Here is a 20429-nt window from a genome sequence, read left to right as displayed (position 1 = left end):
TATGGAAAGAAGAATACTCCATGTCGATATGGATGCCTTCTATGCGCAGATAGAGCAGCGTGATAATCCTAAGCTTCAGGGCAAGCCGGTCATTGTCGGCGGTAAATCAAGCTCAAGAGGTGTAGTCGCGACGGCGAGCTATGAAGCGAGAAAGTTCGGGGTGCATTCAGCCATGCCGATGAGCCGTGCCCACCAGCTCTGTCCGGACGGTTATTATGTCAGGCCGCGGTTTGATGTTTACCGCGATGAATCAGAGAAAATCATGGCGATATTCAGAAGTTACACTGAGCATGTGCAGCCGGTCGCTTTTGATGAGGCGTATCTGGATATCACGCATCTCGTGAGACGGGATATGCCGGCATCACGTATTGCGGCGTTCATTAAACGCGATATTTTTGAAGCGACCCGTCTGACATGTTCAGCGGGCGTCTCCTATAATAAGTTTCTCGCTAAACTGTCATCTGGAATGAATAAGCCGGATGGTCTGACGATTATCCATCACGGGAATGTCCATGACATATTGATGAAGCTGCCGATTGGTGCTTTTCCGGGCGTCGGCCGTGTGACTGAGGAGAAGATGAAGCAGGACGGCATTCACACCGGACTTGACCTTTATCAGCTGACAGAACGTGAACTCATCAAACGGTTCGGTAAGCGGGGGCCGAGACTCTATGACTATGCACGCGGTATTGATCATTCGACAGTCAAAGCAGAGCGCATCAGAAAGTCGATCGGCAAAGAGACGACGTTCGCTGTCGATAAAAACGATGATGATGAAATACTCGGTATCATCCGTCAGCTCTCACAGCAGGTGAGTGACAAGCTGAACCGCTACGGTCTGACAGGCGATGTAGTCACTGTGAAAATGAAAGAGTCTGACTTCCGCTCGACATCCAGACAGCTGAAGCTGCCTTACCGAGTGTCCGATACTACAGATATTTACAATGTATGTTATGATTTGTATACTGCATTAAAACATCCCGACCGGCCGATACGTTTAATCGGTGTTACAGTCGGGAATTTAGAAGAACGTCAGTTCATGAACATGACAATTTATGATTTTATTTGAGGAAACGAGTGATGAGTATGAAATTCAAGTTTTCTATTATAGGAATCACTGCCGTGCTGATAGCGATGTTCATAAAGAACACCATCGACAACGGCTTTGAGCCGCTGAAGCTTCTCGCTATTGTGTTAATAGCAGGGCTGTTGTTCTGGATTGACCAGAAACTGGAACGTCCTGTATCCCGAACACGCATCAAGGACAATATGAGAAACAGGAAGTAACTACTGATAAAACGTAATCAGCTGCTTCAGTTTGTCATCACTGAGGAGTAATATATCCTGACCGGAGGCAATCTTATTTTTAATGATTGTCTCCTTTTTTGATGGTTGATTGCTGCGCTGTCTGCCGAATATAAATATATCGACCGGCTGCTCCAAATCAAGTTCAAACGTGCCGCCGTGGTCAACGATATACTGGACGATGTCTTTGCGTTTCATGTGAAGCGTTCCTGTAATGGCCACTTTTTTGTCGTGGAAAGGATGCGTCATATCGAAGTCACTGCTCGAAGGTTTAATGCTTTTGAGCTCCTTATTGTAACGGTCAAGCTGTGATGCTTTGTTTTTCATGGAAGATAAATAGGACCCGTTCTTTTTCAAGTAATCGTCCAGTGATGGATATGATTTCAATAATCTGACTGTGATCATAGCGCTCGCTTTAGCATCGTTCAGTGCATGGTGATGACCATGGAAGTCAAGGTTATAATAAGCCATCATATTCTTCAGACTGTAGCTGTGATTTTTAACAGTCTTCCTCGCCATATTGCATGAGCAGAAATATTTCAGCGTCGGCATATCAAGATTGTAACGTTCGATGGATGCATAAAGCACATTCATATCAAAGCGTGCAAAGTGAGCCACGACCGGCAGCTCGCCGATGAAGTCAAGCATATGCTGATAGACTTCCGGAAACAACGGTGCATCTGTCACGTCTTCAGGTTTAATGCCATGTACCGCGATGTTCCCTTTTGAAAAATAAGTTTCGGGGTTCACTAGTGTATAGAAAGTCTCAGTCATCATATTGTCCTGCACTTTGACCATGCCGACGCTGCATATGCTCGCCGGCTGCCCGTTCGCTGTTTCAAAATCCAGTGCGATAAATTCAGTCATTGTCGTTGCCCCCTTCATACTACTTATTCTACAAAAAAAAGAAGACAAACGCTTTAAATACGTTTGTCGTCAATCAGTACTTCACATGAGCAGGCAGGATTTGTATCGCAAGTATTGCACTTGCCGGCTTTTGATTTGTTGAAGAACTTCACTAAAGTATAGATGGCATAGCCAAAAATCAATGCAAAGAGCAGTATATTAAATAGTAAAGCCATGTCTTTTCCTCCTAGAACAACATATTTCCGAGCTGGTAGACAATAAATGTCAGACTGTAAGCGGTAGCGAGTGGATAAGCGACTGCAAGTGCCGTCCATTTCCATGAGTAAGTCTCTTTACGAATTGCAGCTACTGTTGACAAGCATGGAATATAGAGCAGTATAAACAGCATAAAGGCATAGGCTGACACCGGTGTGAACTGTTCATGAATGACTCCGATCAATGCATTGTCTTTCACCGCATAGATGATGGCCATCGCACTGACGACTACTTCTTTTGCGAGGAAGCCGGGAATTAACGTCGCGCCTGCCTGCCATGTCCCAAAGCCAAGAGGGAGTAACAGCGGAGCGAGCAGGCCGCCGATCATGCTTAAGTAACTGTGATCGATATCGACGCCGAAGCCTGCTGGTCCTGCATAGTTAAGCAGCCAGATGAGCACGGAACCACCGAATATAAAAGTCCCTGCTTTCTTGATGAATCCTTTTCCTTTTTCCCAAGTGCTGCGCCATAATGTCTTTAAAGAAGGAAGGCGATACGGCGGGAGTTCGATGACAAAGATCGATGTATCTTTGCTCAGTAACGTCCGTGACAGTATAAAGCTGACAATCAGTGCGACGACTATGCCGATGATGTACAGACTCAGTACAATCAGTGCCTGATTCTCCTTGAAGAATACACCTGCGAACAAAGCATATACAGGCAGCCGGGCGGAGCAGGACATAAACGGTGCAATCAGTATCGTTGTCAGCCGTTCTTTCTCTTCCTCGATGCTGCGTGCCGCCATAATGCCTGGCACATTGCAGCCGAAGCCGATAATCATAGGGATGAAGGATTTACCGTTCAGTCCGAACATCTCCATAATCCGGTCCATGATCACTGCGATTCTTGCCATATAGCCGGAATCCTCAAGCAGTGAGATGAAGAAGAACAGGACGAGTATTTGCGGGACGAACACGAGCACGCCGCCGACACCTGCGATGATCCCGTCTGTGACGAGATGCTGCAGAAAAGGGACGATGCCGAGTGACGACATCACTGACTGAGCGAAATCTGTCAGCGGTCCGCCGAAAAAGCCGTCCAGCTTGTCTGATAAAGGTGTACCGATCCATGTGAAAGTCGTCTGAAAGATAAGCCACATTAAAAATAAGAAAATAGGGATACCGAATATTTTATGTGTGACGATTCTGTCGATCGTCTCAGATAAATAACTGGTCCGGTTCTCAGGATAAGTCACTACATCAGTCAGCAGCTCACTGATGAAATTAGTCCGGGCCTGCTGAATATAATATTTGATTGAGCGGTCCAGGGAGTTTTGCAGCGCTGCTTTGATGCTGTCACTTTCTGCAGCGATTGCAGGGCCGATATAGTCGATCACTGACGGATTTTCAAGCAAGTACTGCAGCGCAAGAAATCGCTTGTGCTTCTGGTGGATGGACAAGCTGCTGAACAGTGTCACTAGCTGACTGACTGCGGATTCAATGCGCTTGTCATAATTGATTTTTAGCGGACGGGCAGTCGACAGCTGAGCATCGCCGAGTGCTTTCAGTACTTCATCAGAACCTCTGCCCGTTCTTGCGACAACCGGAATAATAGGTGTTTTCAGCTTGCGCATCAGTTTTTGAGTGTCGATACGAATACCGCGCTTGCTGGCAACATCGACCATATTGAGTCCGATCAACAAAGGAGAGCCATACTCCATCAGCTGGATCGTCAGCAGCAGATTACGCTGCAGCTGAGCGGCATCTACTATATTGATCATTCCGGAGAACGATTCATGCAGCAGAAAATTAGTGACGACTGTTTCGTCCTTTGAAATCGGCAGCAGATCATATGTACCGGGCAGATCGACGAGCTGGCCATAGTTTTTCTTCAGCCGGCCAATTTTCTTCTCGACGGTTACACCGCTCCAGTTACCGACATATTCATAAGAACCGGTCAGTGCATTGAACAGTGACGTTTTACCGACGTTCGGATTGCCTAAAATACAGAATGAATTAGTCATGATTGAGCTCCAGCATAATCTTGCACGCATCACAGTTTCTGATGCAGATGTGCTGACCGTTCATATCCAGCGTACACGGCCCTTTGAACAGGCTTTTCTGACGGACTTTGATCAGGCTGCCTTCTGAGAAACCAAGTGCATTCAATCGGTGGAGCATATGATGATCAAGTATCATTGATTTAATTTTATAAGTCGTACCTAACTGAGCATTTGCTGCATGAAGCATGCGGACACCTTCTTAATTTGTATTGATTATCATTCTCAATTACATAATAACACGGTCTATACATCTCATCAATAAAGTAGCACAAAAATTTATCACAACTTCGTGACAACGGCCAGCCAGCAATAAAACAGTGATACAAAGTTAATCAATTTAATAGGTTCGGTATAATATTTAGCAATGGCTTAACTATGGTATAATGAATTGTTAATCAAGGAGGTTGTTATGAGAACTTTTTCAGCTAAATTAATCGCAAAAGCAGCAAGACGCGCAAGCATCGCTGCCGGTAAACGCGGGACGGATCTGCCGGGTCAGCTGGCGCGTAGAATTGATCCGCATATTTTACGCAAACTCGCATCATCAGTCGATGCCGTAGTCTTTATTTCAGGGACGAACGGTAAGACGACGACATCGAACTTAATCGGTCACACTTTAAAAACTAATCATATTCAGATTGTTCATAATACAGAAGGTGCCAATATGGCAGCCGGTATCACATCAAGTTTTATCGTCCAGACAAAAAGAAATACAAAGCTCGCCATTATAGAAATCGATGAAGGGTCAATTCCACGTGTATTGAGCGAGATGACACCGACTATGATGGTGTTCACGAACTTCTTCCGCGACCAGATGGACCGTTTCGGTGAGATCGATATACTGGTCGATGGTATAGCGGACCATATTAAAGGTAAAGGCATCAAGCTCCTCCTGAATGCTGACGACCCATTTGTGTCACGTCTTAAAATAGCAAGTGACGACGTTGTCTATTACGGCATGAAAGCAGGCATCCATCATTTCGAGGAAAGCACGATGATTGAAAGCAAGTACTGCCCGAACTGCGGCAGACTGCTCGATTACAGTGCCATTCATTATAACCAGCTGGGTCATTATACTTGTGACTGCGGCTTTAACCGTGCTGTGCCTAAATATGAAATCGAAGCACTTGCTGAAAATCCGTATTTAGTGCCGGTTATTAACGGCGAGACATTCAACATGAAGCTTGCCGGTGACTTCAATGTCTTCAATATTATTGCGGCCTACAGCGTCCTGAAAGAACTGGGCTTAACTGATGAAGCCATCAGAAAAGGATTCGAAAGCTATGCATCGGACAACGGCCGCATGCAGTACTTCACGAACGGCCGGAAAGAAGCGATCATCAATCTCGCTAAAAATCCCGCTGGACTGAATGCCAGTCTGTCTGTCGGAGAGAAAATTGAAGGACAGAAGAGCTATTTAATCAGTCTGAACGACAATGGAGCCGATGGACGGGACATTTCCTGGATCTGGGACGCTGACTTTGAAAAACTGGAACGTCAGACGATCAGCCGGATTTACTGTACAGGTAACCGGGCGGAGGAACTGGCAGTAAGACTGAAATACGCTGAAATTAATGTGCCGGTCGAAGTCATCAGGGATATTCCGGCTGCAACAAAAGCGGCGCTTATGGATGACGCCTATACCGTATGTATACCGAACTATACATCACTCGAACCGATGCACCGTACACTGACAAACTTCTTTAAGGAGGGCAACTAATGTCTTCAATCAATGTTTATCACTTTATGCCTGACAAACTCAATTTATATGGGGATATCGGAAATATCATCGCGCTTAAGAAACGGGCGAAATGGCGTGGTATTGACGTCACAGTCACTGATGTCAAAGAGACGTCTGGACTCGCTGTCAGTGAAGCGGATATTTTATTTATCGGCGGCGGCAGTGACCGCGAGCAGGCAATCGCAACACAGGAACTATTCCGCATTAAAGATGAGTTCAAGGCTGCTATTGAAGACGGCGTGCCGGCACTTACTATTTGCGGCGGCTATCAGTTTTTAGGCGAGAAATATGTGACGCCTGATGGTCAGGAGCTGCCGGGCCTGAATATTCTTGATTTCTATACAGAATCGAAGAAAGAACGGCTGACAGGCAACATCGTCATAGAGTCAGAGACATTCGGCCGCATTGTCGGCTTTGAGAACCACGGCGGCAGAACGTATCATCCTTACGGGACGCTCGGAGACGTCATCGCAGGATACGGCAACAACGATACCGACAAAAAAGAAGGACTGCATTATAAAAATCTGCTCGGCACTTATCTGCACGGGCCGATTCTGCCGAAAAATCATGAGATCACTGACTACCTGCTGCAAGCTGCGTGTGACCGTAAGAACATCCCGTTTGAATCAATCGGCGACAACAGTACAGAAGAGAACGCAAAAAATGTCATTATTAACCGCCTGCTCAGTGAGAAGTAAGGTGGACACAAAAGAACGCCTTGACCAGGAGCGGTCAAGGCGTTTCGTCTGTCTGGTAATCGGCGTGCTGTTCTGTCAGCAGTTTCTGAATCATCAGCAGCTCGTATATGTAATGACTTTTCAGCTGATTGTCATCAAATTCTGCCAGGTGCTTGACACTTGACTTGAATGTCGACAAGGCAGTTCTCGGCACCGGCTCATGCTGCTGCATCGCCATGATAATATCCGTATACGCCTGCCGCTCTTCTGCATGAAAATCAAATGCTGTTTCCTGCGGCATATAGATCATGTTGGTCAGATGAATGATATAAAGCCGGTTGAACTGCAGTCGTTTCTCAAGCGTCATCATCAATTTCTTTCTGTTGATATCGCTCTGATGATACTGAAATTCCTCGTGTTCATATTGGATCAGCTGCTCTATTTTAGTGATCATCTTGCTTATTTGAATCAGCTTTCTGACGCTGTCCTTCGAGTGGTAATGACCGATTAAAACTTCTTTTCCCCGGGTGATGAATAACTGCTGCAGTTCGCTCTCGACATTGTTGATCAACGTTTCAATCTGCAGCTGATACTTCGGCGGCAGCACGAGGAAGTTGACAAGCCCTGCTGTCGTTAGACCGATCGTCGTTGTCACTAGTCTTGAGAAGAAGTTGAAGACGAAGTCATCATGGATGTTCGGAATCATGGCAGCAGCAGTCAGACTGGCGACAAGCATGCCGTCATGCAGCTTGAGCTGATAGCAGATGACAATTGTCAGGGTTGCAGCAATGCTGTATGCTAAAGGTGATTCGCCGAGGAAATAAGCGCTGGTCACTGCGATGAATGCCCCGAGTATAGAAGCAGGAAACCTGATGAACGCTTTTCTGAGCGACGCTTTAGCTGTCGGTTCGATGGAAACAAGCGATGCAATAACAGCGAATGTAGCCGGCAGATGAAGCAGCTGGCAGAACAACGCCGTCAAAAATGTCGCAAGACCCGTCTTGATGATCCGGGGACCGATAATTTGTTTTGTCCATTTCATGAGCTCGTACCTATTCGTAGTTTTTTATTAGTATAACATTAATAATTTGTTATAATGAACTATCATAACTAATTGAAAGAAGAGATAATTGATGATCGTAAAAACGAACGAAGAACTTGAGAAATTAAAGGTAATCGGTCAGATTGTCGCAGAAATCCGCGATACGCTGAAGGAAAAAACAGTTCCTGGCATTACGACTAAAGAACTGGACGATATCGCAGGAAAGCTATTTGATAAGCTCGGTGCAAAATCTGCACCAATTACCGAATACGAGTTTCCGGGCTACACATGTATCAGTGTTAATGAAGAAGTGGCTCATGGTATTCCGGGCAGCCGTGTGATCAATGAAGGCGACCTCGTCAATGTTGATGTGTCAGGCTGCAAGGATGGCTATTATGCAGATACAGGCATTTCATTCGTGGTCGGCGAAAGCACAGACCCGCTCAAACAAAAAGTGGTCGATGTGGCCTTGATGGCGTTTGAAGAAGCGATGAAGAAAGTGAAACCGGGCACAAAGCTCAGCCAGATTGGTCGTGCGGTGAATGCGACGGCGAAGAAGAACGATGTCACTGTCATCAAAAACTTGACAGGCCACGGCATCGGCAGAAGTCTGCATGAAAATCCTAAGCATATCTTGAATTACTACGACCCTTTTGAGAAAGAACTGCTGAAAGAAGGCATGGTTCTTGCAGTAGAGCCGTTCATTTCATCAAAAGCGACACTGGTAACAGACGGTAAGGATGAATGGGCCTTTGAAACAAGTGATAACAGCTATGTCGCACAGATTGAACATACCATTGTTGTCACTGAACAAGGTCCCCTGTTACTCACTGAGCGCATCTCCGACTAAAGTATGAGATAAAAATCGTTCCTGAGACGTTTCACGTCATCAGGAGCTTTTTTTATAGTAGAAGATATAGTAAGGAGATGACGAGATGGAGCGACTGAAATCTTATTTAAAGCAGACCGTGAAGAAAAGCGTGAGGCATAGTCTATATTTAAAGTTAAAAGAACTGCAGCAGAGACTGACTGAACTGAATGTGATGAAAGCGATGAAACGTGAAGAACATAGACGTCTGACTGAAGCCTATGACAGCCAGCTAGCTGTCATTGATTCAGAGGACGGCAGCATGCGTGATTTCCGTACGAACCGCTATGCAGCAATCGACGCTTTGAACAAGATTGACGATGAGCTGCAGCAGATTGAAGCATCGCTGCAAATGCTCGACCACATGAAAGAAGAGACAGAATATGAGATAATGATGATTAGAAAACTGAAGGGGAAAGAAGTGAGTACGTGAAGCAATTAGTATCAACAGAAATATTAATCAGCTTTTTAATCCTGCTGCTGTTGTCTAACTTATACTATATCTTTTTTATCAAGACAGGGATGCTCCTCGTACTCGTGCTCGGGGGGCTGCTGATTTACATCAGTCAGTATTTCAGGAAGAAGCTGAGAGGGCTTGTGCTGTTCTGGAGCGGTCTTAGCCTTTTGCTGTTCGGACTGCTGTCCAACCCTTATACACTTATTGTATTGTTCAGCTTTCTCGTCATCATTGCAGTGCGCTATGCGATTACGAAAAGAAAGCCGGTTCATGTGATTGTCACCGCTGATAAAGATGTTCATGTCTACGGGCAGAAGTGGTTCAATACACAGGAGACGCCGAAGACCGTTTACCGCTTTGATGATATTCATCTTCAGCATGCAGTCGGCGATGTGACGATTGATTTGACGAATGCGGCGAACTTGCAGCAGGAAAATTTAATAGTCGTCAATCATATGATAGGAAAGACGACGGTCATTGTGCCGCATCATTATCAGACTAAGATTGATTATTCAGCACTGTATGGACAGCTGAAAGTAGATCATGAGTTCACGAGACGCGCCAAAAATGAGCGCTTGACTTATATTTCTGAAGACTATGAGAACGGCGTCGCAGTCAAAGTCATCGTCTCATCTATTGTCGGTGATCTGGAGGTCGTGCATCGATGAATAACTATACGCGAATGATTGGTGTCATGCTCATCCTTGTTTATTCTCTCGTCTTTATCTTTTATATACTTGACCGTATTTTTACAAATATCATTTATTTCCAGGGGATGCTGTATACACAGATTATCGGTGTCCCGGCATTTTTATTTCTCAATATCGTCGTTATTCTGGCATGCATTGTTATGGGGTCACTCACTGCTTACAAGCAGAACGAGCAGCTGGCATGGATTAAAGGGCAGATGCAGGCTGTTGATTTCGGCGAACCGCTCGATGACAATGAGGAGATGATGATGCAGCCGGAAATATATGAACTGTTTCAGACCATCGTCAAGCTGAATGAGTCAGTCCGGACTATCAAGCATCAGAATCAGCTTGTCACAACAGGTGTCAATGAACAGATTGTCAAAAAAATTGTCGAGGAAGAACGGCAGCGACTCGCCCGTGACCTTCATGACTCCGTCAGCCAGCAGCTTTTTGCAGCGAGCATGATGTTGTCTGCCATTAAAAACCACCCGCTTGATGAACAGCCGGCAAAGCAGGTCGCCATACTCGGGAAAATGCTGCATGAAGCGCAGCTTGAAATGAGAGCGCTGCTGCTGCACTTAAGGCCGCTCGCGCTGCAGAATAAGTCGCTCCGTGCCGGAATTCAGGACCTCATCTCTGAGTTGAAGAAGAAAATACCGCTTACTATACGAATGGATATAGCGGATATCACGATGTCTAAAGGCGTAGAAGACCATCTGTTCAGAATTACACAGGAGGCTATCTCCAACACTTTACGGCATGCGCACGCCAGCCAGCTGGCTATAGAGCTGTTCCAAGTCGGGGATAGTGTGATTTTAAGATTGACTGATGACGGCAGGGGCTTTGATATGTCACAGCGCGATGAATCACGCTACGGCATCAATACAATGAAGGAACGAGCGGTAGAGATCGGCGGCAACTGTCAGATCATCTCTGCTGTTAAGAGTGGTACAAGAATAGAAGTCAAAGTGCCATATACAGGAGGAGAGACATCATGAGAGTATTGTTTGTAGATGATCATGAGATGGTTAGAATCGGGATATCGAGTTTTCTGTCCACGCAAAGTGACATTGAGATTGTCGGTGAAGCAGGGGATGGCATAGAGGGGGTCGCGCAGGCGGAAGCACTGAATCCAGACGTCATACTGATGGATATGGTGATGGATAAGATGAACGGCATCGAAGCGACTACTATTATTAAGAGCAGATGGCCGCAGATTAAAGTCGTCATGCTGACGAGCTTCATCGATGACCAGGAAGTGTATGCAGCGATTGATGCCGGTGTGGACAGCTATATATTGAAGACATCGAGTGCCGATGCTATCGCAGAAGCAGTCCGTAAAACATACAGCGGAGAATCGGTGTTTGAAGCGGAAGTCATGACGAAGATGCGCAACCGGGTGAACCAGAGAGCGGCACTGCACGAAATGCTGACCGAGCGTGAGATGGAGATTCTTATGCTCATTGCCAAAGGCTATTCAAATCAGGAGATTGCCGATGCCAGCCATATCACAATCAAGACAGTGAAAACCCATGTCAGCAATATTTTGAGTAAACTTGAAGTGCAGGACAGAACACAGGCTGTCATTTATGCTTTCAAGCATCATCTCGTAGCACAGTAGAATAACAATAAACCGCTGAGATTTCTCAGCGGTTTATTGTTATTTAATCACTTTATCATAGCCATTTTGAATTAAGTCAAGTTCACCGGTATGTGGATCAATGACTAATCCGTGTACAGGAACTGATTTATCAAACAATGGATGATTGTAAATGAGCTCAATGTTATTATTAACATTTTCTCTGACATCTTTAAATCCTTCAAGGAAATGATGAATATCAATACCTGAATGTTCCAGCGTATGAAGGACTTCTTCTTTAACGCCGCGTGACTTCATCGTCGTAAGCACTGCATCTACATCAAGGTTACCCATGCCGCAGTCTTTATGGCCCATAATAATTATTTCTTCAGCCCCTAATGCATAGATGCCGACTAACAGGCTCCGCATGGTTGCGCCGTATGGGTGAGTGATAGTAGCACCGGCATTTTTGACGATTTTAATATCGCCGTTTTTGAAGCCTAATGCTTTAGAAGATAATTCGACTAACCGTGTATCCATACAAGTCAGGACAACAGCTTTCATCGATGGAACTTTTGAAGTTTCAAATCCTTCATAGTCTTTGTTTGCTACAAATTGTTTATTGTAAGAAAGTACGTCATCAAGTAATGTCATAAGTTCCTCCTAGTTGTTCATACTGCTTGTTTTACCCGTCTTATTCTGGTGGAAGATTGCATTGATCTGTGCACCGATGATAATGATGAAGCCGGTCAGATAAAGCCATAACATCAACACGATAACGCCGCCGATGCTGCCATATGTTTTAGAGTAGTTAGCAAAGTTACTGACATATACTCCAAAAAGAGCGCTGGCACCAAGCCAGACAATGGTTGCAAACAACGCACCGGGTAAGACAGATTTCCATCTAAGTTTAACATGTGGTGCTATAGCGTACAAGGTCATAAAGACGACAAAAGTCACGATTAAAGGAAGGACAACCTTAATCACATTAAATATCCATTTGAACTGACTCTCAAGACCAAGTTTACCGAATAAGAAGTTGCCGATCTGCTCGCCGAATACTGGTAAGGCAAGTGTGATAGCAAGCACTAAAATCATGACGACAGTGAATAAGACTGATAACAGCTTTGCAATAATAGGGTTTCTGCCGTCTTCTACTTCGTAAGCCACATTGAACGCATTCATTAAAGCAGTCATACCGTTTGAGGCTGACCATAAGGCAGCGATGATCCCGAATGACAGCAGACCGCCTGAACTGCTCTTCATTACATCTCCGACGATCCCATTAATCATCTTAGCAGTATCACCCGGCGCGTTTTGAGAAATAGCGTCAGTAATTGTCGTCTGGTCAACATTAAATAATGGAATCAACGTTAATAAGAAAATAAGCAGTGGGAACAACGACAGCAGAAAATAGTAAGCCAGCTGTGCTGCTAAGCCTGATGCATCGTCTTTGCCGATACGGTAAAGTAACTTCTGAAAGAAATTTCCGTCTTTTTTGTATTTTGCCGGTTTATTGATTTTAGAGACGTGGAGTTCTTCGTCAGATTTTTTCGGTTCCTTTGACTGGAACTCCTGTGTCGCTACATAGTTTTCCTCCAAATGACTTGACTCAGACGGATGGGCCGTCTGAGTCAAGTATTTAGAGGAGCTTTTTTGGTCTTTCGCCAAATGACTCACTCCTTATGCTATTAAGTTATTGTTGATTATTTATTGTTTGATTTATGCTGATCAAACGTTTTATTATTGTTGTTGTTATTATTGTTATTGTTATTTTTATTAGAGTTAGTATTGTTGTTATCATTATTTTCAGGTTTAGTCTGCTTTAAAGCATCGCTTAAGTTGTTAACGCTGGCATCGCCGTTACGTAAGCTGACTACTAAGTCTTTCGCCTGAATTAATGCTTTTTCGAGTTCTGGGTTATTGCGGCGGATTTCTTCCACCTGGTCTTTCCAGTAAAGGAACTCATCTTTGATGTTCAATGCTTTATCTTTAACACTTGATGGATTTTTAGTCACTTGGCCTACGTTGTTAACTTGGCCTTTTACTGAGCTGCGTGTTTTTTTGTCTAATAGAGCAACAGCGGCACCAATTGCTGCACCTGCTACTACTGCTGGGACTAATTTGTTATTCATGTTGAATCTCCTCCTGGATAAATGTTTTGTGTTGTTAATGTATGTATATCCACTATCATATATGGATAAACTTCTTTTCGGCAAGAAAATAATTAAAATGTTTCAAGACAGATGTAGTTTTGCTAGAATGAAGTAGAATTCACACTGAACAGAAAGGACTATACAATGACTAAAGAAGAAATGTTGAACGCTATTGCCGGTAAGTTGAAGCTGGTTAATATCGGTGTCATAAAACCTGAAAGTATTGATGACGCAAAAACAGATGAACTGCAGGAACTCTATGAGATGGTCATGAAACGCGATAATATATCACCAAGCGAAATGACAGCTATTACAGAAGCTTTAGGTAGTTTAAGAAAGTAAAGGGGAGTTTTAAGAATGATAACCAAGCGGGATGAGAAGTTACAAACATATGCACGTCTGCTGGTCAATGTCGGCATGAACGTTCAGCCGAAGCAGCGTGTTTATATTAGAGCGACAGTAGATGCGGCAGAATTTGTCCATTTAGTAGTAGAAGAAGCGTACAAAGCAGGATCGGAAGATGTTCATGTGGCTTATAGTGATGACCGGCTGTCGCAGCTTGCTTTCCAGTACCGTCCACTTGAAGTGATTACTAATTTTCCGGATTATGTAGTAGACGAACGGATGGACTATGCAAAAGACGGGGCAGCACAGCTGGCACTGATCTCTTCAAGTCCTGAAAGTCTAAAAGATGCAGATCCTGAAAAATTAGCAGCAAACATGCGTGCTTATGGCACAGCTTTCAAAGAATATATGAAGATGATGCAGTCTGATCAGTTCGCATGGACGGTAGCAGCTTATCCTTCTTATGAGTGGGCGCAGCTTGTGTTCCCGGAACTTGACAAGGAAGCAGCGTTCGACAAGCTGCTTGAACTGATTTTATATACAGTGCGTGCAGACGTTGAAAATCCTGTCAAGGCATGGGAAGCACATAACGAGAACCTTCATCTTAAGGCCGATTACTTAAATAAGAAAAACTACAAAGCGCTTAAATATACGGCGCCCGGCACAGACCTTACAATCGGACTGCCGGAAGGTCATATTTGGTGCGGTGCTTCTTCTGTCAGCGCGGCAGGTATCGATTTTATGGCTAACATGCCGACGGAAGAAGTGTTCACAGTTCCACATAAAGATGAGGTCAACGGCACGGTCAGCAGTACGCTGCCGCTCAGTTACGGCGGCAATATCATCGATAATTTCGTGCTCACTTTTAAAGACGGCAAAGTAGTAGATTACAAAGCGGAGACTGGAGAAGACATACTGAAAGGTCTGTTAGAATCCGACGACGCTGCCGCTTATTTAGGAGAAGTTGCTTTAGTACCACATGATTCACCGATTTCTAACAGCCAGGTGCTGTTCTATAATACGCTGTTCGATGAGAATGCTTCATGCCATTTAGCGCTCGGTTCTGCTTACCCGTTCTGTCTTGAAGGCGGCAAGTTGATGTCTGATGATGAACTGACAGCAGCGGGACTGAACAACTCAATCACTCATGAAGACTTCATGATCGGCAGTGCTAAAATGAACATCAGCGGAATTACAGCTGAGGGCAATGAAGAACCAATCTTCATCAACGGGAATTGGGCGTTTTAATTTAAAGTTAAAAATGATATGATAATAGCTGTAGATGAACAGGAGGATAAATAATGGCTGAAAATCCAATGATGTCTGAACCAATGATGTGGTTTGTAGTATTAGCTTTCCTCTTCTCAATGTTTGTATTCGGTGGAGCGTTGATGTATTTCCTGCGTCATGCGTTCGTTTCATCAGAAGCTGAGAAAATTGACACGCCTGAAGAAGCGCTTGAGAAGAAAGTCTTTGCAGACGACATGTATTAATAAGAATGACAAAAGAGATAGTCCGCTATCTCTTTTTTTATGTCTTTATTTAAATACATCATGTAAAATAGAAGTAATATAAGGGATAAGGGGATCAAGTTATGACAGAAAGACAGCGAAAATCCATGTCCGAATCACGGACCATTAAAACACAGCAAGTATTTCCGACAGATACGAACCATCACAATACATTGTTCGGCGGCAGACTGATGGCGATGATTGATGACGTAGCAGCGATTGCCGCGACAAGACACTGCGGCCGCTCAGTCGTCACTGCCTCGACCGATTCAGTCGACTTCATCAAACCGATCCGTCCGGGCGAGATTGTCTCATTAGTGTCATTAGTGACTTACACAGGCAATTCATCGCTTGAAGTATGCGTCAAGATTATTGCTGAAAATGTGCTTGAGCAGACGAAACAGCTCGCCGCTATCAGCTTTCTGACATTTGTCGCGCTGGACGAGAATAATAAGCCGGTGCAGGTGCCGGAAGTGTACGGGGAGACTGAAGATCAAGTCTGGCTGAATGAAACCGGTAAGGAAAGAGCACAGAAGCGTAAAGAACGTGTGACGCAGAGTAAAGAGCTGCTTAATTTCTTTGCCACGAAATTATATGTTTAACTACTGCCCGGCAGTTTGAGCTGTTCATAAGAGATGACTTGGACGATTGTCCGGGCCGTCTTTTTTTACTGATGGTATGATCCCCGTTCGTGTGTCAAACAGAATAAGATTGAAAGTGATGGCTATGTGGTACATAATAAAGGACGACTAAATAAAAGATTGAAAACTGGAGAGATGAAGATGGCTAATGAATCATTAAATGAAATTAAAGAGAAGTTAACGGATTTTATTGAAGAGATTGAATCTGTGAATCCTGAAACAACGGATCTTGCTGATATCGATGAGTGGCTTGCAATCCTGGATCAATTGGAACAGAAAGTGAAGTCAATTAAATCTTAAGGAGTAATACATGGCAGATATCAATGTAAAAGTAGGACAGAAGTTCCCGCTGACAATTAAACGGCTCGGCATTAACGGAGAAGGCGTAGGGTATTACAAGCGTAAAGCAATGTTCGTTCCTGACGCTCTGCCGGGTGAGGTAGTGCTTGTGCAGGTGACACGAGTCAACACTAAGTATCTCGAAGGTAAAATGCTGAAAATTAGAGAGCGTTCAAAAGACCGCGTGAAAGCCCCGTGCCCTGTGTTTCATCTGTGCGGTGGCTGTCAAATCCAGCATTTAAGCTATCCGGCACAGCTGGAATACAAGCAGCAGATTATTAAAGACTCGCTCGACCGCTACGCCGGGCATATACCGGAAGATAAAGTGAGTCCAGTCATCGGTATGGCAGAACCATTCAGATACCGCAATATGAACTTATTCCCTGTCGAAAAATCAGGACGGACCATACGTGCCGGACTCTATAAGGAACATTCCAATACATTGATTGATATCGATGACTGCATCGTGCAGGACAGCCGGACAATGGCAGTGACTAATGAAGTCAAGCGGATTATGAGCGAACTGAATATTGATGTCGCTAAAAATCCGCAGCGGGAAGACGGTGTCCGTTTTATCGTGACGCGTATCGCGAAAGAGACCGGTGACATTCAAGTGGTGATTGTGGCGACAACTGCTTCACTTAATAAGCTGGATATGCTTGCCGAACGCATTATGCGCATTCCAGGCGTGAAAAGTCTGGCGCTGAATATTAACGCTGACAAAGAATCCCGCGTTCTTGGGCCAGAGACGCTGATTATTAAAGGTGAACCGACGATTCGTGAGCTGCTCGCGCATTTTGAATATGATTTGACGCCGGAAGGATTTTTCCAGATCAATACAGAACAGAGCACTGTATTATACAAAGCGATTAAAGACGCAGCAGCTTTAACAGGAACGGAATCAGTGGCTGACCTTTTCTGCGGCACAGGGGGCAGCGCGCTCTGGCTTGCGGAGCAGGCAGAAGAAGTGCGCGGCGTCCATGTGGACGATGCAGCAATCATTAATGCGGTCTATAATGCAGCACTGAATAATATTGAAAACTGCAAGTTTGAAGCGGGTGAGCCGCTTGATAAGCTGGAAGAGTGGATTGAGGAAGGGTTTTATCCTGATGTTATCACTGTCAATCCGACAAGAGCCGGCCTATCATTCGACGAATTAGATGCATTCAATGATATCAAGCCGAAGACATTAATCTATATCAGCAGAAATCCATCATCTCTTGCTAAAGACCTCGCGCATTTGACGAAAGCATTTACAGTAGACTTTATTCAGCCGGTTGATATGTTCCCGCAGACTGTCCAGGTCGAAATGGTCGTCAAATTCAGCAGAAAAAAACGGCTCGGCTAAACGTATGTTTTATGACATGGCAGACGGGTAAATAATACTATCACTACTTATAGGAGGAATTTATTCATGACTAAGAAAGTAGCAGTCGTATTAGATAATTTGTTCGAAGATGTTGAGTATACAAGCCCGGTAGAAGCACTGAAAGGCGAGGGCTATGAAGTAGAAGTCATCGGTAAAGAAGCAGGTACAAGCGTCAAAGGCAAAAAAGAAAACACAGAAGTTCAGATTGATAAAGGAATTGCTGATGTTCAAGCGTCTGATTATGACGCATTACTTATTCCGGGCGGTTTTTCACCTGACCAGCTGCGCGGCGATAAAGAAGGACGTTTTGGACAGTTCACGAAAGAATTCTTTGCAGCTGACAAACCGGTGTTTGCTATTTGCCACGGTCCGCAGTTACTCATTGACACAAATGAGCTGAGCGGCCGTAAATTAACAAGTTATCTGTCAGTACGTAAAGATCTTGAAAATGCAGGGGCAACAGTAGTCGACGAATCAGTAGTAGTTGACGGTAAACTTGTCACTTCAAGAACGCCTGATGACCTGCCTGATTTCAACCGTGAATTATTAGCACAGCTTAAATAGCATCTTATAATAAGAGCCGTCACGGCTCTTATTTTTATTGAAGATATCCCGGCTTATTCTCTCTACGGCTTAAGTCTGATTTATTGTGTTCCCGAGTAATTAACGTTCCTTCGTGCGGTTATATTTGTTACTATTTAATCAATATACAAAGGAAGGAGAAAGTTGATGAGAAGGAAAAGACGCGGCTGCGGCTGTTTGTTTTTATTCGTTCCTATTTTAGTCATCGCGTTAGTTCTCGGTTTTTATTACTATCAAGGCATGAAAGTTAATATCGATTCACTGCAGGACATTCAAAATGAAAAAACATATGTCGCTGCTTCAAATATGCCCGACTACGTTAAAAATGCTTTTATCGCAGTTGAAGATAAACGGTTTTATCAGCATGATGGTGTCGACTGGCTCGGGACAGGTCGTGCGCTTGTCATATCGCTGAAAAATGGGGAAGCGTCTCAAGGAGGCAGTACTATTACTCAGCAGCTGGTCAAAAATTATTTCTTTAACAATGAGAAATCCATATCCCGTAAACTGAAGGAGATTGTCGTTGCAAAACGAATTGAAAATAACTACTCAAAAGACCAAATTTTGAGTTATTACTTAAGTTCTATCTACTTCGGTGATAATATTTATAATATAGAGCAGGCCGCTAACACATATTTTGGCACGACGACCTATATGAACGGCTATCTGCCTCAAATTACAGTGCTGCAGAGTGCGATTCTTGCGAGCGTCATTAACGCACCGAGTAATTACCATGCCGAGAACTTTGCGGCAGATACTGCACTGCAAACACGCACAAAGAACACGCTGGACAAGATGCTTGAGCAGAAGTTAATCACACAGATGCAGTACGACGCAGCAGTAGCAGGCATCCCGGTGAACTGATAAAGGGGAGAATCAATGAAGATTACGATGATAGAAGTCCAGAAAAACAACAAGGACCGCTTCAACCTTTATATTGATGGTAACTTTCATATGGGAATAGACAGTGCGACTTATGTCCACTTCAATTTAAGAAAAGACGATGAAGTAACAAAAGAACGCCTTGCGGAAATCAAGCTTTATGATGATTACCGCAGGGCGATTAATCGTGCTATCGGCTATCTGTCGTTCAAGAAACGCACTGAAAAAGAAATTCGCGATTATTTGCTGAAAGATGAAGTGCCGGAAGAAACCGTTAGTCAAGTACTGAAATACTGCTATGATAATGGTTATATCAATCACGATGATTACGCCCGGAGTCTGATGAACACGATGATCAACACAACGGACAAAGGACCGGATATCTTTAAGCAGAAGCTGTTTGAAAAAGGGATTGAACGCGATTTGATCGACGCGTACTATGAGTACTATACAGAGCAGATGGATGAGGAACGGATGACCGGGCTTATCCAGAAACAACTCGATAAACATGCGCGTAAGTCATCGAAGCGGCTGGCTGAACAAAAAACAATACAAACCCTTGTCCAAAAAGGTTATAATTTGAATATCATAATCCCTTATATGAAAGAGATATCATATAACGGGGACCGGGATGTCATGCACAACGAACTGGAGAAGCAGGTCGCAAAATGGTCACGTAAAGCTTCCGGCAATGAACTGAAACAAAAAGTCATTACAGCGATGATGCGTAAAGGGTTCTCATATGATGAACTATTACCGGCGCTGAAGGAAAGTGGTATAGCAGATGAGTGAAGACAAAAAATTAGTTGAAATGACGGCGCACGAACTACGTGAAGTCATTGCGCACTATCGAGAGCAAGCACGAAAAGCTGAAACGATGGGTGTCATCAATGAATACGAAGTATATCAGCGGAAGGCACTGATTGCAGAAAGTTATTTAGTTGATCCAGACCTGGTCACAATCGGCCAAGTCTACCGGTTGATCGGTATTGAAGATCATTACTTCAAAGTAGAACGTATTAAAGGAATATTTGCATGGGGATTCAGATTAAACGGCACTTCCAGTGAAGAAGGCATACCGCTGGCCCTGCTGCAGCTGAAAGAGTAAAGGAGCAACGA

27 protein-coding genes are annotated in these 20429 nt (G+C 44.2%); 19 read left to right on the top strand and 8 right to left on the bottom strand.

The window, feature by feature from the left end; all coding sequences use genetic code 11:
* Position 1 precedes the first annotated feature (1 nt).
* Positions 2-1069, top strand: a complete 1068-nt coding sequence (gene dinB, locus ERX35_RS09045) for a DNA polymerase IV (RefSeq protein WP_149459580.1) — start codon at positions 2-4, stop codon at positions 1067-1069.
* Positions 1070-1086: 17 nt separating this feature from the next.
* The gene (locus tag ERX35_RS09040) at positions 1087-1287 is read left to right on the top strand and encodes a hypothetical protein (RefSeq protein ID WP_149459579.1); all 201 of its coding nucleotides are present in this window, start codon (positions 1087-1089) and stop codon (positions 1285-1287) included.
* Here ERX35_RS09040 and ERX35_RS11595 read toward each other — a convergent pair whose 3' ends face one another.
* Genes ERX35_RS11595 through ERX35_RS09020 form a run of 4 tightly spaced genes read right to left on the bottom strand, consistent with a single transcriptional unit; the run spans position 1288 to position 4616 of the window.
* Positions 1288-2172, bottom strand: coding sequence for an exonuclease domain-containing protein (locus ERX35_RS11595; RefSeq protein ID WP_149459578.1), 885 nt, complete (start codon positions 2170-2172; stop codon positions 1288-1290).
* A gap of 53 nt (positions 2173-2225) precedes the next feature.
* Positions 2226-2387 (bottom strand): FeoB-associated Cys-rich membrane protein, encoded by a 162-nt coding sequence (locus tag ERX35_RS09030; protein WP_149459577.1) that lies wholly within the window; start codon positions 2385-2387, stop codon positions 2226-2228.
* A gap of 11 nt (positions 2388-2398) precedes the next feature.
* A complete protein-coding gene (gene feoB, locus ERX35_RS09025) occupies positions 2399-4390 on the bottom strand; it encodes a ferrous iron transport protein B (RefSeq protein ID WP_149459576.1) in 1992 nt (663 codons plus the stop codon).
* Positions 4383-4616: a FeoA family protein gene (locus ERX35_RS09020; protein ID WP_149459575.1), complete on the bottom strand. Its 234-nt coding sequence runs from the start codon at positions 4614-4616 to the stop codon at positions 4383-4385. The genes feoB and ERX35_RS09020 overlap by 8 nt, the downstream gene beginning before the upstream one ends.
* Positions 4617-4838: 222 nt before the next feature.
* Between ERX35_RS09020 and murT the strand changes: the two genes are divergently transcribed.
* Both murT and ERX35_RS09010 read left to right on the top strand, forming a co-directional pair.
* On the top strand, positions 4839-6149 hold the full coding sequence (gene murT, locus ERX35_RS09015) for a lipid II isoglutaminyl synthase subunit MurT (protein ID WP_149459574.1): 1311 nt from the start codon (positions 4839-4841) through the stop codon (positions 6147-6149).
* On the top strand, positions 6149-6868 hold the full coding sequence (locus ERX35_RS09010) for a type 1 glutamine amidotransferase (RefSeq protein WP_149459573.1): 720 nt from the start codon (positions 6149-6151) through the stop codon (positions 6866-6868). The genes murT and ERX35_RS09010 overlap by 1 nt, the downstream gene beginning before the upstream one ends.
* Before the next feature lie 34 nt (positions 6869-6902).
* Here ERX35_RS09010 and ERX35_RS09005 read toward each other — a convergent pair whose 3' ends face one another.
* Entirely contained in the window at positions 6903-7889 is a 987-nt protein-coding gene (locus ERX35_RS09005) for an FUSC family protein (RefSeq protein ID WP_149459572.1), read from the bottom strand.
* A 91-nt stretch (positions 7890-7980) separates the two neighbouring features.
* On the opposite strand from ERX35_RS09005, the gene map reads away from it, so the two are divergent.
* From map to ERX35_RS08980, 5 genes are all read left to right on the top strand, one after another.
* Entirely contained in the window at positions 7981-8739 is a 759-nt protein-coding gene (map, locus tag ERX35_RS09000) for a type I methionyl aminopeptidase (RefSeq protein WP_149459571.1), read from the top strand.
* An 85-nt stretch (positions 8740-8824) separates the two neighbouring features.
* Positions 8825-9190, top strand: coding sequence for a hypothetical protein (locus ERX35_RS08995; RefSeq protein ID WP_149459570.1), 366 nt, complete (start codon positions 8825-8827; stop codon positions 9188-9190).
* Positions 9187-9882: a cell wall-active antibiotics response protein LiaF gene (liaF, locus tag ERX35_RS08990; protein WP_149459569.1), complete on the top strand. Its 696-nt coding sequence runs from the start codon at positions 9187-9189 to the stop codon at positions 9880-9882. The genes ERX35_RS08995 and liaF overlap by 4 nt, the downstream gene beginning before the upstream one ends.
* Positions 9879-10904, top strand: a complete 1026-nt coding sequence (locus ERX35_RS08985; protein WP_149459568.1) for a sensor histidine kinase — start codon at positions 9879-9881, stop codon at positions 10902-10904. Before liaF ends, ERX35_RS08985 begins: the two co-directional genes overlap by 4 nt.
* The gene (locus ERX35_RS08980; protein WP_149459567.1) at positions 10901-11527 is read left to right on the top strand and encodes a response regulator transcription factor; all 627 of its coding nucleotides are present in this window, start codon (positions 10901-10903) and stop codon (positions 11525-11527) included. The genes ERX35_RS08985 and ERX35_RS08980 overlap by 4 nt, the downstream gene beginning before the upstream one ends.
* A 39-nt stretch (positions 11528-11566) precedes the next feature.
* Here ERX35_RS08980 and ERX35_RS08975 read toward each other — a convergent pair whose 3' ends face one another.
* Genes ERX35_RS08975 through ERX35_RS11705 form a run of 3 tightly spaced genes read right to left on the bottom strand, consistent with a single transcriptional unit; the run spans position 11567 to position 13620 of the window.
* The gene (locus tag ERX35_RS08975) at positions 11567-12139 is read right to left on the bottom strand and encodes a beta-class carbonic anhydrase (RefSeq protein WP_149459566.1); all 573 of its coding nucleotides are present in this window, start codon (positions 12137-12139) and stop codon (positions 11567-11569) included.
* A 9-nt stretch (positions 12140-12148) separates the two neighbouring features.
* Positions 12149-13156 carry a YihY/virulence factor BrkB family protein gene (locus ERX35_RS08970; RefSeq protein ID WP_149459565.1) on the bottom strand — a complete coding sequence of 336 codons (1008 nt, stop codon included), beginning with the start codon at positions 13154-13156 and terminating at the stop codon, positions 12149-12151.
* Between the two features lie 35 nt (positions 13157-13191).
* A complete protein-coding gene (locus tag ERX35_RS11705) occupies positions 13192-13620 on the bottom strand; it encodes a hypothetical protein (RefSeq protein ID WP_425463268.1) in 429 nt (142 codons plus the stop codon).
* Positions 13621-13785: 165 nt separating this feature from the next.
* On the opposite strand from ERX35_RS11705, the gene ERX35_RS08960 reads away from it, so the two are divergent.
* The 10 genes from ERX35_RS08960 (at position 13786) to ERX35_RS08920 (ending at position 20418) form a co-directional block, all read left to right on the top strand.
* Positions 13786-13983, top strand: a complete 198-nt coding sequence (locus ERX35_RS08960; RefSeq protein WP_149459564.1) for a DUF1128 family protein — start codon at positions 13786-13788, stop codon at positions 13981-13983.
* A gap of 15 nt (positions 13984-13998) precedes the next feature.
* Entirely contained in the window at positions 13999-15234 is a 1236-nt protein-coding gene (locus ERX35_RS08955) for an aminopeptidase (protein ID WP_149459563.1), read from the top strand.
* 53 nt (positions 15235-15287) lie between these two features.
* Complete coding sequence (locus ERX35_RS08950; protein ID WP_149459562.1) at positions 15288-15479, top strand: hypothetical protein; 192 nt, start codon at positions 15288-15290, stop codon at positions 15477-15479.
* 101 nt (positions 15480-15580) lie between these two features.
* Positions 15581-16099, top strand: a complete 519-nt coding sequence (locus tag ERX35_RS08945; RefSeq protein ID WP_149459561.1) for an acyl-CoA thioesterase — start codon at positions 15581-15583, stop codon at positions 16097-16099.
* Between the two features lie 180 nt (positions 16100-16279).
* Entirely contained in the window at positions 16280-16438 is a 159-nt protein-coding gene (locus tag ERX35_RS11450) for an SE1561 family protein (RefSeq protein WP_170234595.1), read from the top strand.
* Positions 16439-16448: 10 nt separating this feature from the next.
* Positions 16449-17825 carry a 23S rRNA (uracil(1939)-C(5))-methyltransferase RlmD gene (gene rlmD / locus ERX35_RS08940; RefSeq protein ID WP_149459560.1) on the top strand — a complete coding sequence of 459 codons (1377 nt, stop codon included), beginning with the start codon at positions 16449-16451 and terminating at the stop codon, positions 17823-17825.
* 66 nt (positions 17826-17891) lie between these two features.
* Positions 17892-18410 (top strand): type 1 glutamine amidotransferase domain-containing protein, encoded by a 519-nt coding sequence (locus tag ERX35_RS08935; protein ID WP_149459559.1) that lies wholly within the window; start codon positions 17892-17894, stop codon positions 18408-18410.
* A 162-nt stretch (positions 18411-18572) separates the two neighbouring features.
* Positions 18573-19292 (top strand): glycosyltransferase, encoded by a 720-nt coding sequence (locus tag ERX35_RS08930; protein WP_342779912.1) that lies wholly within the window; start codon positions 18573-18575, stop codon positions 19290-19292.
* Positions 19293-19307: 15 nt separating this feature from the next.
* On the top strand, positions 19308-20102 hold the full coding sequence (gene recX, locus ERX35_RS08925) for a recombination regulator RecX (protein ID WP_149459557.1): 795 nt from the start codon (positions 19308-19310) through the stop codon (positions 20100-20102).
* The gene (locus ERX35_RS08920) at positions 20095-20418 is read left to right on the top strand and encodes a YfhH family protein (RefSeq protein ID WP_149459556.1); all 324 of its coding nucleotides are present in this window, start codon (positions 20095-20097) and stop codon (positions 20416-20418) included. The genes recX and ERX35_RS08920 overlap by 8 nt, the downstream gene beginning before the upstream one ends.
* The last annotated feature ends 11 nt before the right edge of the window (positions 20419-20429 follow it).

It is taken from the genome of Macrococcus equipercicus (assembly GCF_004359525.2).
In the GTDB taxonomy this organism is placed as follows: Bacteria; Bacillota; Bacilli; order Staphylococcales; family Staphylococcaceae; genus Macrococcus; species Macrococcus equipercicus.
This window is presented reverse-complemented; position numbering and strand designations above follow the sequence as displayed.